Genomic DNA, 13,145 nt, shown 5'->3' on the forward strand with positions numbered 1-13,145 from the left:
TCAACTTTGCCGTTGAAGACGCGGGCCATGATCCCACTATTCCTTCGTACCCTCACCGCAGGCGCCCTGTTGCTTGCCGGGATTCTGACGGCCATGCCGCCCGAGAGCGCGAGCGCTCAGGACGCCGGCGCCCTGCAGATCAATTGGGAGGTGCGTAACCGCTTCCGGCTGTTCCGCGAGGAGCGCGACTTCCTGCTCCATGTCGAGAACGCCCGCAACCGCAGCATCCTGGCCGCCGAGCAATCGCTGGAGCTCCAGAGCGAGGGCCGCGGCTGGGCGCGCAACATGGTCAATCGGCTCTGCATCGACCTCCAGGGCCGGGTCAACCAGCCCTGCACCCGCGACAACACCAAGGAAAACTACCTCACCCCGATCGATCACCCCGTCACCGTCCGTCTCGTTGGCGCGGTGCCGGTCGGCGCCACCTGCGCCTGGTCGTTCGATGACGGCGACGGGCCGCAACAATCGACCTTCGACTGCGCCGAGCCGATCAATTTGCGCGTCCGCTACGGCAAGCAGACGGTCGCGACCGTCGACGTCTCCTCCGGCTCCGATCCGACCCAGCGCGTCCAGACCGAGATCCAGGTCCGCGACATCTTCGTCGCCGGCCTCGGGGACAGCATCGCCTCCGGCGAGGGCAATCCGGACCGGCCGCTGGCGCTGTCGGACGAAGGATTTTGTTTCCGCTCCTATCTGGGCACCGCCGGCGCGCAGTACTACCGGCCGAGCCGCCACGGCTTCAAGGGCGGCCGCGCCTGCGAGGCGCCGGACACGCTCGCCAACTGGCAGCGCTACAGCGCGCTCTGGTTCAACTCGCCCTGCCACCGCTCGCTCTACAGCTACCAGACGCGCACCGCCCTCGCACTCGCGGTGCGCTACACCCACATCGCAGTGACCTACCTGCCGCTCGCCTGCACCGGTGCCAGCATCGGCGACGGGCTGCTCGGCTCGCAGCGCGCCCGCGAATGCCCGCCCGGCAAGACCGGTGTCTGCAACACCAGCGTGAACGCGCAAGTCGCCGAGTTGCGCGAGGCGCTGACCGCGGCGAAGAAACGCCAGCCCGACCGCACGCTCGATCTCGTGCTGCTCTCGGTCGGCGCCAACGACGTCTACTTCTCCGGTCTCGTCGCCGACGTGATCGTCGAGACCGCGACCGAGCGGGCGCTATTCCGCCGCTCCGGCGTGATGGCGAGTGTCGACGATTCCCGCGATGCGCTGGCGCGCGAACTGCCGCAGAATTTCGTCAAGCTGCGCGAGGCGCTCAAGCCGCTGGTCGGCGGCGACCTCTCGCATGTCGTCTATGTCTCCTACGCCAACCCCGCGCTCGCCGACGGCGGCGTGCCCTGCCGCGGCGGCCGGGCCGGCTTCGACATCCATCCGGCCTTCAACGCAGATCCGCAGCGCCTCGCCCGCGTCTCGACCTTCGTCGATACCGAGTTCTTGCCGCAGCTGAAGGGGCTCGCCACCTGCACCCGCGGCGCGCTGTGCCGAGACCCCGAAGCCGACCGCATGACTTTCGTCGATGCGCATCAGGCGGCGTTTGCCGATCACGGCTTCTGCGCCCATTCGGGCAACGACCCTGAATTCGACCGCAGCTGCTTTGCGGAGAACGGCCAGAGCTTCAATGCTGATATCGTGAGCGCGGCGAGCCAGCCGATGCTGTGCGGCCGCGGCGCCTCGGAATACCGCGCCTATTTGCCCCGCGCGCGCTGGATCCGTGACGCCAATGACAGCTATTTTGCCGCGATGACCTATCCGCAGGGATTGCCGGCGGCGAGCCAGCCGACCGACATTCACGACGCGACCTGGGGCGTGCTTTCCGCCGTCTATGGCGGCGCGGTGCATCCGAGCGCGGAAGGACATGCGGCGATGGCGGATGCGGCGCTGCCGGCCGCGAGCGCGGTGCTTGGACTGGACGCAGTGCCACCGGGCGTCACGCGCGGATTTCTGCCGCAGCTGTTACCGAGCGCAAAGCAGTAGCGCGCGCGAAGACCCGTTTTGCGAGTCCTAGCCCGGATGAGCGCAGCGACATCCGGGGCCACTCTCCCCGCATATCGCTTCGATCATGCGGGCTACGCGCAACGTCCTCGCACTCGGTGTCGTCGTCCGGCTTGATCGGGCGATCCAGTACGCCGCGACGGCAGTCTTGAATCGAGAGGCTGCGGCGTACTGGATTCCCCGCCTTCGCGGGGAATGACGGCGGAGCACTTGGCGCAATTCGCACATCACCATCACTCGCACATTCACTCCGCACCAGCATCGTTCCCTGCTACCTGCCGTTTCATCAATCCAAAAACGGTATCGATCGATACCCCCTTGAGCTTGGACACTTTGCCGCGCGCACCTCTAGGAGTCGGATCGAGGAAACATTTCGACTTGAGGAGGCGCCTGATGAGCGCAGTGGTGTCCGCAGCGGACGTGAGAAGGTCTCGCGTCAGGCTGCTCATCGTGACCATGTTGTTCCTGGTCACCACCGTCAATTATGCCGACCGCGCCACGCTGTCGATCGCAGGCCCCGCGCTGTCCAAGGAGCTGCATCTCGATCCCGTCGCCATGGGCTGGATCTTCTCGGCGTTCGGCTGGTCCTATGTCGCGGCGCAGGTACCGGGCGGCTGGCTGCTCGACCGTTATGGCTCGCGCCTCGTCTATGCCTTCAGCATCATCATCTGGTCGCTGTTCACGCTGATGCAGGGTTGGGTCGGCTTCCTCAGCGCCGGCACGGCGATCGTCGTGCTGTTCGCGCTCCGCCTCCTTGTCGGCGTCGCGGAAGCGCCCTCCTTCCCCGCCAACGCCCGCATCGTCGCGGCGTGGTTTCCGGGCAACGAGCGCGGCACCGCGTCGGCCTTCTTCAACTCGGGACAGTATTTCGCGACCGTTATCTTCGCGCCGCTGATGGGCTGGATCGCGCATGCCTACGGCTGGCGCTTCGTGTTCTTCGTGATGGGCGCGCTCGGCATCGTCATGGGCTTCGTCTGGCTCAAGACCATCTACGGCCCGAAGGAGCATCCTTCGATCAACGATGCCGAGTTCGACTACATCAAGGAAGGCGGCGCGCTGGTCGATCTCGACGCGCCCAAGAACGATCAGCTGCGCGAGCGTGCGCAAGAGGCCGGCTCCGGCTGGGACCACATCCGCCAGTTGCTCTCCAACCGCATGATGCTCGGCGTCTATCTCGGCCAGTATTGCATCAACACGCTGACCTATTTCTTCCTGACCTGGTTCCCGGTCTATCTGGTCAAGGAGCGCGGCCTGTCGATCCTGCAGGCCGGCTTCGTCGCGACGCTGCCGGCTTTGTGCGGCTTCATCGGCGGCGTGCTCGGCGGCATCATCTCGGATGCGATCCTGCGCAGGACCGGCTCGCTGACCATGGCGCGCAAGATCCCGATCGTCGGCGGCATGCTGCTGTCGATGTCGATCATCGCCTGCAACTATGTCGACGGACAGGCACTGGTGGTCGGCTTCATGGCGCTCGCCTTCTTCGGCAAGGGCATCGGTGCGCTCGGCTGGGCGGTCGTCTCCGACACCTCGCCGAAGGAAGCCGGCGGCGTCTCCGGCGGCCTGTTCAACACCTTCGGCAATCTGTCCTCGATCACCACGCCGATCGTGATCGGCTACATCCTGGCCGCGACCGGCTCGTTCAACGGCGCGCTGGTGTTCGTCGGCCTCAACGCGCTGGTGGCGGCGTTCGCCTATCTCATCATCGTCGGCAAGATCGAGCGGGTGACGCTCAAACGTTCCTCCTGAGGGCTCCCGATGGGAGCTTGACCAGGCAACTCAACGGCGGCCCAAAAAGCCGCCGTCTTTGTTTTGGGGATGATCGATGCTAGAAGTACCGGGGAAACGCCTTATCCATCTAAGGCATGTATCGATGTTCGACCTAAACCAGCTCCGCTGTTTCGTCACGGTGGCGGAGGAATTGCATTTCGGCCGCGCCGCGACGCGACTGAACATGACCCAGCCGCCGCTGTCCCGGCAGATCCAGGTGCTCGAGCACATCATCGATGCGCCCCTGCTGGAGCGCACCAGCCGCTCGGTGCGCCTCACCCCGGCGGGGCGCAGCTTTCTGCCGGAGGCGCGGCGCATCCTCAAGCTTGCCGAGAGCGCCTCGCAGGTCGCCCGCCGCATCGCGCTCGGCAAGACCGGCTCGCTGAAGATCGGCTTCACCGCGGCCGCGGCCTACGGCTTCCTGCCGGAACTGGTCGCCGCCTGCCGCGCCAAGCTGCCCGAGGTGGATTTTTCACTGAAGGAGATGGTGTCGGGCGACCAGTTCGAGGCGCTGACCTCGGGCCAGATCGACGCCGGCCTGCTCAGGCCGCCGATCGCGCGGCCCGAGCTCACCAGCCGCCGCGTCGTCGCCGAGCCCCTGCTCGCCGCGATCCCGAAGAAGCATCCGCTGGCGAATGCGGAGAGCGTCACCATCAAGGATTTCGACGACCAGCCCTTCGTGATGTATTCGCCCTATGAGAGCCGCTACTTCCACGATCTGCTGGTGGCGCTGTTCACCCGCGCCGACATTCTGCCGCGCTATGTCCAGCACCTGAGCCAGATCCACTCGATCCTCGCCATGGTCCGCGCCGGCCTCGGCCTCGCCATCGTGCCCGCGGCAGCCGCGAGCCTGAAGATCGCCGACGTGCGCCTGCGCCCGCTGAAGCTGCGCACGCGTGTTCCCGTCGAGCTGTTCATGGTCTGGCGCCGCGACGACGAGAATCCGCTGCTGTCGGCGCTCGTCAAAATCGCCGGCGAACTGGCCTCTGCGGAGCCCGCGGAAGATTGATGCTGATTTCGCATCGGTCGATATAGGCTTTGGCTTGGACCCGCATCGAACGGTCTCCTAAACCACGGCGCATGGACGCGCAGCCTTCTGCTTGCGTCCTCCACAACACGCAATGAGGGAGCCGCGCCCATGAGCAAGATGACCCCGCAGGAAATGGCCCAGAAGATCGGATCTGGCCTCCTGTCTTTCCCCGTCACGCCCTTCAAGGCTGACTACTCCTTCGACGAGGCGACCTATCGCGCCAACATGGACTGGCTGTGCGGCTATGATGTCGCAGGCCTGTTCGCCGCCGGCGGCACCGGCGAGTTCTTCTCGCTGACGCCGACCGAGGTCCCTGAAGTCGTCAAGGTCGCCGTCGACGAGACCAAGGGTCGCGTGCCCGTGCTCGCCGGCACCGGCTACGGCACCGCGATCGCCCGCGAGATCGCAATCGGCGCAGAGAAGGCCGGCGCGGACGGCCTGCTGCTGCTGCCGCCCTACCTCACCCATGCCGAGCAGGACGGCCTTGCCGCCCATGTCGAGGCAGTCTGCGCCGCCGTGAAGATCGGCGTCATCGTCTACAACCGCGACAACGCGATCCTGCAGCCCGACACGCTCGCGTGGCTTGCCGAGCGCTGCCCGAACCTCGTCGGCTACAAGGACGGCATCGGCGACATCGAGCTGATGACCCGTGTCTACACCAAGCTCGGCGATCGTCTCACCTATGTCGGCGGCCTGCCGACCGCCGAGACCTTCGCGCTGCCCTATCTCGACATGGGCGTGACGACCTATTCTTCGGCCGTGTTCAACTTCGTGCCGGAGTTCGCCACGAATTTCTACGCCGCGGTGCGCAAGCGCGACCATGCCACGATCCAGGCCGGGCTGAAGGACTTCATCCTGCCGCTGATCGCGATCCGCAACCGCAAGAAGGGCTATGCCGTCTCGATCATCAAGGCCGGCATGAAGGTGATCGGCCGCGACTCCGGCCCGGTCCGCCCGCCGCTCACCGACCTCACCGAGCAGGAGATCGCCGAAGTGACCGCGCTGGTGAAGAATCTGCCCGCCATCCGATCGACACAACAAGCGGCAGAATAGGCCGACCACAGCGAGGAGCAGTAATGGCCCTGACCGAGACTCCTGGCGCACCAATCGTCACCGCGATGCAGGTGATCCCGGTCGCGGGCCGCGACAGCATGCTCCTCAATCTGAGCGGCGCGCATGCGCCATTCTTCACCCGCAACATCGTCATTCTCACCGACAATGCCGGCCACACCGGCGTCGGCGAGGTGCCGGGCGGGCAGAAGATCTGGCAGACGCTCCAGGACGCGCGCGATCTCGTGATCGGCAAGACCGTCGGCGCGCTCAACAACATCCTCGCCGACGTCCGCACCGCCTTCGCCGACCGCGACGCCGGCGGCCGCGGCAAGCAGACTTTCGATCTTCGCGTCATGATCCACGCGGTCACCGCGATCGAATCCGCACTGCTTGATCTGCTTGGCCAGCATCTCAACTTGCCTGTCGCCGCGCTGCTCGGCGAAGGCCAGCAACGCAACAGCGTCGAGACGCTCGGCTATCTCTTTTTCGTCGGCGACCGGCGCAAGAGCAAGCTGAACTACGTCAGCGGCGAGGCCGGCAAACCCGAATGGTTCAACCTCCGCCATCAGGAGGCGATGACCCCGGAGACCGTGGTGCGGCTCGCGGAAGCCACCCACGACCATTACGGCTTCGCCGACTTCAAGCTGAAAGGCGGCGTGCTGCGCGGCGAGCAGGAGATCGAGGCCGTCACCGCGATCGCCAAGCGCTTCCCCAACGCCCGCGTGACGCTCGACCCCAATGGCGCCTGGTCGCTCGACGAGGCGATCCGGCTTTGCAAAGACATGCACGGCATCCTCGCCTACGCCGAGGACCCCTGCGGCGCGGAAGGCGGCTTCTCCGGCCGCGAGATCATGGCCGAGTTCCGCCGCGCCACCGGCCTGCCGACCGCGACCAACATGATCGCCACCGACTGGCGCCAGCTTTCCCATGCGCTGCGTCTCGGCGCGGTGGACATTCCGCTCGCCGATCCCCATTTCTGGACCATGCAGGGCTCGGTGCGGGTCGCCCAGACCTGCCGTGACAATGGCCTGACCTGGGGCTCACACTCCAACAACCATTTCGACATCTCGCTGGCCATGTTCACCCATGTCGGCGCCGCCGCCCCCGGCAAGGTCACCGCGATCGACACCCATTGGATCTGGCAGGATGGCCAGGCGCTGACCAAAGAGCCGCTCCAGATCAAGGGCGGCAAGATTGCGGTCCCGGACCGGCCGGGCCTGGGTATCGAAATCGACAGGGCCGCCATCGACGCGGCGCATGACCTCTACAAGCAGCATGGACTCGGTGCCCGCGATGACGCTATTGCCATGCAGGACCTGATCCCCGGCTGGACCTTTGACGACAAGCGTCCGTGCCTCGTGCGTTAGAAAAACTTCAGGCATGATCCCGGAAAAGTGGGCACCGGTTTTCCGATAGGGATCATGCCCCTTAAATGACTTGGAGGAATGAGATGACTGCGATCCTGAAGAACTTCATCGGCGGCGAATGGGTCGACGGCTCCGGCGTCACCAGGAACATCAACCCCTCCAACACCAACGACGTCGTCGGCGAATACGCCAAGGCCGACAAGGCGCAGACCGAGAAGGCCATTGCAGCCGCCAAGGCCACCTTCCCCGCCTGGGCGCAGTCGACGCCGCAGGTTCGCTATGACGCGCTGAACAAGATTTCCCTCGAGATCCTAGCCCGCAAGGAAGAGCTCGGCCGCCTGCTCGCGCGCGAGGAAGGCAAGACGCTCCCCGAGGGCATCGGCGAGGTCGCGCGTGCCGGCCAGATCTTTGCGTTCTTCGCCGGCGAGGCGCTGCGCCTGATCGGCGAAAAGGGCGCCTCGGTGCGTCCCGGCCTCGACGTCGAGCTCACCCGTGAGCCGGTCGGCGTCGTCGGCATGATCACGCCCTGGAATTTCCCGATCGCGATCCCGGCCTGGAAGATCGCGCCTGCGCTCTGCTACGGCAACACGGTGGTGTTCAAGCCGGCTGAGCTGGTGCCGGGCTCGGGTCACGCGCTGGCCGAAATCATCACCCGCTCCGGCATTCCCGCCGGCGTGTTCAACCTCGTGGTCGGCTCCGGCTCGGTGGTCGGCCAGACCCTGCTCGATCATCCCGACGTCGCGGCGATCTCCTTCACCGGCTCGGTGCAGACCGGCCGCAAGATCGCGCAGGCCTGCGTGCTGTCGAACCCGATGAAGAAGTTCCAGCTGGAGATGGGCGGCAAGAATCCGCTGGTCGTGCTCGATGACGCCGACCTCAAGACCGCCGTCGAGGTCGCCGTCAACGGCGCCTATTTCTCGACCGGCCAGCGCTGCACCGCCTCCTCCCGCCTGATCGTCACCGAAGGCATTCACGACCGCTTCGTCGCGGCGGTGGCCGAGCGCCTGAACGGCCTGTCGGTCGACGACGCGCTCAAGGCCGGCGTGCATATCGGCCCCGTCGTGGACCAGAGCCAGCTCGACCAGGACCTGCGCTACATCAAGATCGGCCAGGACGAGGGTGCGAAGCTGTCGTTCGGCGGCGAGCTGCTCAAGCGCGAGACGCCCGGCCATTATCTGCAGCCGGCGCTGTTCACCGAGGCCAACAACAACATGCGCATCGCGCGTGAGGAGATCTTTGGCCCGGTCGCCGCCGTCATCCGCGCCAAGAATTACGAAGAGGCGCTGGCGATCTCCAACGACACCGAGTTCGGCCTGGCCTCCGGCATCTGCACCACCAGCCTGAAATACGCCTCGCACTACAAGCGCAACAGCGAGTCCGGCATGGTGATGGTCAACCTGCCGACCGCCGGCGTCGACTATCACGTGCCGTTCGGCGGCCGGAAGGGCTCGAGCTACGGCGCCCGCGAACAGGGCTCCTACGCGCGCGAGTTCTACACCACGGTGAAGACAGCTTATACGTTCCCGGGCTGATAGGCCGATATCGTAGGGTGGATTAGCCCGCGGCTGCGCGAAGCGCAGTCCGCTGGCGTAATCCACCTCTTCTGCCTTCGCGGATAGAGACCGTGGCGGGTTACGCCTTCGGCTAACCCGCCCTACAAAACGGAGTCCTCCCATGGACCAGGACGTCGCAGCGAAAGAGCAGCCCCGCTACATCAAGCTCAACGAGCGCGACAACGTCGCGATCGTGGTCAATGATTTCGGGCTTCCCGCCGGCTCCCGCTTTGCCAGCGGCCTGACGCTGCGCGCCTTCGTGCCGCAGGGGCACAAGACGGCGCTGATCGATATCGCGCAAGATCAGCCGATCGTCCGCTACGGCGAGGTGATCGGCTACGCGCTGTCGCCGATCCTGGCCGGCGAATGGGTCGACGAGGCACGCATTCGCATGCCGGATGCCCCCGACCTCGACAAGCTCGAGATCTCCACCGCAGTCCCCGCGCCGCTGCCGCCGCTCGAAGGCTTTACGTTCGAAGGCTACCGCAATCCGGACGGCTCGGTCGGCACCAAGAACATCCTCGGCATCTCCTCCTCCGTGCAATGCGTCAAGGGCACGATGGAGTATGCGGTGAAGCGCATCCGCGCCGAGCTGCTGCCGAAATACCCCAACGTCGACGACGTCGTGCCGTTGACGCACGCCTATGGCTGCGGCGTCGCGATCACCGCACCCGACGCGGTGGTGCCGATCCGCACGCTGCAGAACATCGCGCTCAATCCGAATTTCGGCGGCGAGATCCTGGTCGTCGGCCTCGGCTGCGAGAAGCTCGCACCGGAGCGGCTGGTGCCGGAGGGCGTCAGCGATGCCATCGTGCGCATGCAGGACGAAGCCTTCGACGGCTTCGGCGCAATCGTCGATGCGATCATGACGCAGGCGGAAGCGCGGCTGAAAATCCTCAACAAGCGCACCCGAGAGACCTGCCCGGCCTCCGACCTCGTCATCGGCCTGCAATGCGGCGGCAGCGACGCCTTCTCCGGCGTCACCGCCAATCCTGCCGTCGGCTTCGCCGCCGACCTCCTGGTGCGGTCCGGCGCCACCGTGATGTTCTCGGAAGTGACGGAAGTGCGCGACGCCATCCAGCTGCTCACCCGCCGCGCCATCAACGAGGACGTCGGCCGCGCGCTGGTGCGCGAGATGGCCTGGTACGATTCCTATCTCGCGCGCGGCGGTGCCGATCGCAGCGCCAACACCACGCCCGGCAACAAGAAGGGCGGCCTCGCCAACATCGTCGAGAAGTCGCTGGGCTCGATCGTCAAGTCCGGCTCGTCCGCCATCACCGGCGTGCTCTCGCCCGGCGAGAGGGCGACGCAGAAGGGCATGCTGTTCGCGGCAACGCCTGCCTCCGACTTCATCTGCGGCACACTCCAGCTCGCCTCCGGCATGACGCTGCAAGTGTTCACCACCGGCCGCGGCACGCCCTACGGCCTTGCGGCCGCGCCCGTGATCAAGGTCGCGACCCGCACCGAGCTTGCCCGCCGCTGGAAGGACCTGATCGACTTCGACGCCGGCAGCATCGCCACCGGCGAGAAGACCATCGAGGAGACCGGTTGGGACCTGTTCCGCCTGATCCTCGACGTCGCCTCCGGCCGCACGAAGCCGTGGTCGGACCGCTGGGGCATCCACAACGATCTGACGCTGTTCAATCCCGCGCCGGTGACCTGAGGCCACCAGCCGGCTTCACTGATCGCCGATCAGGTGCATGTCGTCCAGCGTGACGGGCAGGCTGCGCGTGATGAGGTCTGCAATGGCCGCGCGCAGCCGTTCGCTCGAAGCCGGACCGTCAAACGTCCCGTCGACCGGCCCGCTCGGGCCTGCGATCCTCAGGGTCCCGGTGTTGTCGAGCGGCGCGGCAGCCCGCTTTTCGATCACGTCGAACGTCTTGCCGTCGATGACGCGGACCTCGTACAGCGCGTGGATCAGGCCGTAGTCCGCAAGCAGCGTCCGGTATTCGGCGATCCCGACACCCTCGACGTTGCGGCCGTTTCCGAGTTTCGATCTCGCGCGGGTGATGACGATGTACGCATCCAATCCCTGGGGCGTGACATCGGTGCGAACCAGCTCCTTGAACGGATCGGTCCGCAGCAGATTGACGGGCGTGACCGCCGAATCCCGGATCGCGGCGAACGCGGCGCGGGTGTAGTTGACGGCCTGAACGCGATAGCGTGCACCCAGCAGCCTGGTCACCTGCTGGACGATCAGCTCGTCCAGTCCCCATGCACTGATCGAAGCGCTTTGCCCGGTGGAGCCGAGCTTGGTAAGGCCTGCCTGGGAAAGGCTCATCTCCTCGCCGATGGCGGAAACGATGCCGATCGTCTTGATCGCCTGGAGCCGGCTTGCGCGCGTCTCGAACGCCGCGGCGGCGCCGAGAGCGATGCAAGCGGCTGCGAGGCCAATCCATAGAAAAGCAGTGCGTCGCATGGCGGCTCATCTGATCCTGAAATCGAATGAATAGGACGCGCCGAGGCCAACGGTGGTCTGGTTCGACGATCCCCGCAGCTTCACCAGCGGACTGTCCGCGGCATCGCCCAGCAGCTTCTCGTACTCGACATAGGCATGGACCTCCCATTGCGGATTGATGCGATAGGAGATCTGGCTGCCGAAGCCGACCGAGTGCGCGCCGCCTTTGGCATTGTATGTCGGCAGTCCCGACGCCAGCGCCTGCGCGGCATCGACGCCGAAATACGGCGCGGTCGCGTTGGTGCTTTTCCAGGTGAAGCGTGGGCCGGCCGAGATCGTCAGCCTTTGGATCAGCGGCACGATGACGTCGGCGGAGATGTCGGCCACGGTGCCGGTATGCCCGCCCACGCCCTGGCGCAGTTCACTGCGCAAGCGCAGCCAATCGACCGGATAATATTCGACGAAGCCGCCGATCTCGTAGGCGGCCTTGACGTCGCCAAGGCCGGTCAGCTCGGCATATTTGTCGGCCTTGCGCGAGGTGACGTATTTGAACGCAGGCCCTGCGCGAAAATTGCCGACGTCGAGCAGCGCGATGCTGGCGCTGTCGCGCGGGCCCCGAAACTGGTCGATCGATCCGGCGCGGCGGATGGAGAAGATCGGGATCGGCATGAGCTTGCCGTTCTTCGATCCGACGAAATCCGGTGTGTACTCACCACCGATGCCGACCATGACCGTCCAGTTGCCGGAGGGCGAAGGCAGCATCGGCAGCTCGAACGGCGGCGCCGGCAGCGTGAACGCGGTCTGCGCCGATGCGGATTGAGGGATCGCCATGATCACGCCGAGCAAGGTGGTCGTGAGCCGCACATTCACCGTGAGGCGAAGAGCGGCGTCGTCAAAATGCTTCATTACAGGGCCCCGGACCGGCCTTCCTGGCCTGGTCGACTCGTGTGGTTGGAGCTCCAGCATGTGGTCCGGCAAAATTGCCCCAAGATTGCAAGGCGAAAACCGCTGGCCATTCCGTTGCCGGTATCCGCAGGGCGCGGCGTCGCCGAACCAACATTGCCCGAACATTGCCGGGCGGCGCTCACGCGCCCAAACTTTGACCGCCGGTGTCGGCCAGCGCCCTCACCACTGCCTTTTATTCGCCAAGCTCGCTGCCTTTATGGGAACCCTGCGCAGGAGCCGAAACGCCAGACTTCGGCCAGGGAGCGTCACGCTCGGGGTTTTGTTGCCCAGCAGAGTCAAGGACGACCCGCGTGCGTTCCCTCGTAATCGAAGACGAACCGCAGATCGGCGCCTATGTCAGCCGCCTGCTCGGGCAATTGCACGGGATCGTCGACCTCGTCGGCTCGATCGCCGATGCCCGCCAGGCGCTCGACAATTTCAAATATGATCTCGCGATCGTCGACCGGATGCTGCCCGACGGCGATGCGCTCCAGGTGGTCACAGCGCTGAGCCAATCGCCCGACCGCCCCGCGATCATCATGCTGACCTCCAAGGACGCCAAGGAAGACATCGTCGAGGGCCTCAATGGCGGCGCCGACGACTATCTCGGCAAGCCGTTCGAGCCGCAGGAGCTGATTGCACGGGTGCGCGCGGTGCTGCGGCGACCCCGACTGCTCGCCCCCTCGGTGCTGTCGCTCGGCAATGTGGAGCTGCATCTCGGCAGCAACGAGGCCGTCGTCGCCGACACCAGAATCCTGCTGCGACGGCGCGAGGCGCTGATCCTGGGGGCGCTGCTGATGCGGCGTGACCGCGTCATCACCCGCGCCGCCCTGATCGAAGAGATCTACGGCTTCGACGACGAGATCGAATCCAACACGCTCGAAGCTCAGGTCTCGCGCCTGAGGAAGAAATTGCTCGAGCTCGGCGGCGACGTCGAGATCCGCAGCATGCGAGGCATCGGCTACATCCTGCGGCTGGCAACGCCGCGATGAGGTCGATCGCCCAGACGTTTGCGTTTTCGCTTGGCATCGCCG

General features: G+C 65.8%; 10 protein-coding genes. 8 read left to right on the top strand and 2 right to left on the bottom strand.

What is annotated here, in order from left to right:
• Positions 1 to 27: 27 nt before the first annotated feature.
• From CV770_RS22240 to garD, 7 genes are all read left to right on the top strand, one after another.
• Positions 28 to 1,980 (top strand): SGNH/GDSL hydrolase family protein, encoded by a 1,953-nt coding sequence (locus tag CV770_RS22240; RefSeq protein WP_104463878.1) that lies wholly within the window; start codon positions 28 to 30, stop codon positions 1,978 to 1,980.
• A gap of 411 nt (positions 1,981 to 2,391) precedes the next feature.
• Positions 2,392 to 3,744: an MFS transporter gene (locus CV770_RS22245; protein ID WP_201759979.1), complete on the top strand. Its 1,353-nt coding sequence runs from the start codon at positions 2,392 to 2,394 to the stop codon at positions 3,742 to 3,744.
• A gap of 124 nt (positions 3,745 to 3,868) precedes the next feature.
• The gene (locus CV770_RS22250) at positions 3,869 to 4,774 is read left to right on the top strand and encodes a LysR family transcriptional regulator (RefSeq protein ID WP_104463857.1); all 906 of its coding nucleotides are present in this window, start codon (positions 3,869 to 3,871) and stop codon (positions 4,772 to 4,774) included.
• Positions 4,775 to 4,903: 129 nt separating this feature from the next.
• Entirely contained in the window at positions 4,904 to 5,848 is a 945-nt protein-coding gene (gene kdgD / locus CV770_RS22255) for a 5-dehydro-4-deoxyglucarate dehydratase (protein WP_104463858.1), read from the top strand.
• 23 nt (positions 5,849 to 5,871) lie between these two features.
• Positions 5,872 to 7,215, top strand: a complete 1,344-nt coding sequence (gudD, locus tag CV770_RS22260; RefSeq protein ID WP_104463859.1) for a glucarate dehydratase — start codon at positions 5,872 to 5,874, stop codon at positions 7,213 to 7,215.
• An 83-nt stretch (positions 7,216 to 7,298) separates the two neighbouring features.
• Positions 7,299 to 8,747: an aldehyde dehydrogenase family protein gene (locus CV770_RS22265; RefSeq protein WP_104463860.1), complete on the top strand. Its 1,449-nt coding sequence runs from the start codon at positions 7,299 to 7,301 to the stop codon at positions 8,745 to 8,747.
• 142 nt (positions 8,748 to 8,889) lie between these two features.
• Positions 8,890 to 10,431, top strand: coding sequence for a galactarate dehydratase (garD, locus tag CV770_RS22270; RefSeq protein ID WP_104463861.1), 1,542 nt, complete (start codon positions 8,890 to 8,892; stop codon positions 10,429 to 10,431).
• Positions 10,432 to 10,446: 15 nt separating this feature from the next.
• On the opposite strand, the gene CV770_RS22275 is transcribed toward garD, so the two are convergent.
• Together CV770_RS22275 and CV770_RS22280 are read right to left on the bottom strand one after the other, a co-directional pair.
• Positions 10,447 to 11,187 (bottom strand): hypothetical protein, encoded by a 741-nt coding sequence (locus CV770_RS22275; RefSeq protein ID WP_104463862.1) that lies wholly within the window; start codon positions 11,185 to 11,187, stop codon positions 10,447 to 10,449.
• A gap of 6 nt (positions 11,188 to 11,193) precedes the next feature.
• Positions 11,194 to 12,072 carry a MipA/OmpV family protein gene (locus CV770_RS22280; RefSeq protein ID WP_165637454.1) on the bottom strand — a complete coding sequence of 293 codons (879 nt, stop codon included), beginning with the start codon at positions 12,070 to 12,072 and terminating at the stop codon, positions 11,194 to 11,196.
• Between the two features lie 350 nt (positions 12,073 to 12,422).
• Between CV770_RS22280 and CV770_RS22285 the strand changes: the two genes are divergently transcribed.
• Positions 12,423 to 13,103: a response regulator transcription factor gene (locus tag CV770_RS22285; RefSeq protein ID WP_091958934.1), complete on the top strand. Its 681-nt coding sequence runs from the start codon at positions 12,423 to 12,425 to the stop codon at positions 13,101 to 13,103.
• The last annotated feature ends 42 nt before the right edge of the window (positions 13,104 to 13,145 follow it).

It is taken from the genome of Bradyrhizobium sp. AC87j1 (assembly GCF_002936975.1).
Lineage (GTDB): Bacteria > Pseudomonadota > Alphaproteobacteria > Rhizobiales > Xanthobacteraceae > Bradyrhizobium > Bradyrhizobium shewense.

What these genes read in the sequence shown, in the direction of transcription:
- CV770_RS22250 (WP_104463857.1), top strand. Translation starts at nt 3,869, where the DNA reads ATGTTCGACCTAAACCAGCTCCGCTGTTTCGTCACGGTGGCGGAGGAA.
- kdgD (WP_104463858.1), top strand. Translation starts at nt 4,904, where the DNA reads ATGAGCAAGATGACCCCGCAGGAAATGGCCCAGAAGATCGGATCTGGC.
- CV770_RS22275 (WP_104463862.1), bottom strand. Translation starts at nt 11,187, where the DNA reads ATGCGACGCACTGCTTTTCTATGGATTGGCCTCGCAGCCGCTTGCATC.
- CV770_RS22240 (WP_104463878.1), top strand. Translation starts at nt 28, where the DNA reads ATGATCCCACTATTCCTTCGTACCCTCACCGCAGGCGCCCTGTTGCTT.
- CV770_RS22265 (WP_104463860.1), top strand. Translation starts at nt 7,299, where the DNA reads ATGACTGCGATCCTGAAGAACTTCATCGGCGGCGAATGGGTCGACGGC.
- garD (WP_104463861.1), top strand. Translation starts at nt 8,890, where the DNA reads ATGGACCAGGACGTCGCAGCGAAAGAGCAGCCCCGCTACATCAAGCTC.
- CV770_RS22245 (WP_201759979.1), top strand. Translation starts at nt 2,392, where the DNA reads ATGAGCGCAGTGGTGTCCGCAGCGGACGTGAGAAGGTCTCGCGTCAGG.
- gudD (WP_104463859.1), top strand. Translation starts at nt 5,872, where the DNA reads ATGGCCCTGACCGAGACTCCTGGCGCACCAATCGTCACCGCGATGCAG.
- CV770_RS22280 (WP_165637454.1), bottom strand. Translation starts at nt 12,072, where the DNA reads ATGAAGCATTTTGACGACGCCGCTCTTCGCCTCACGGTGAATGTGCGG.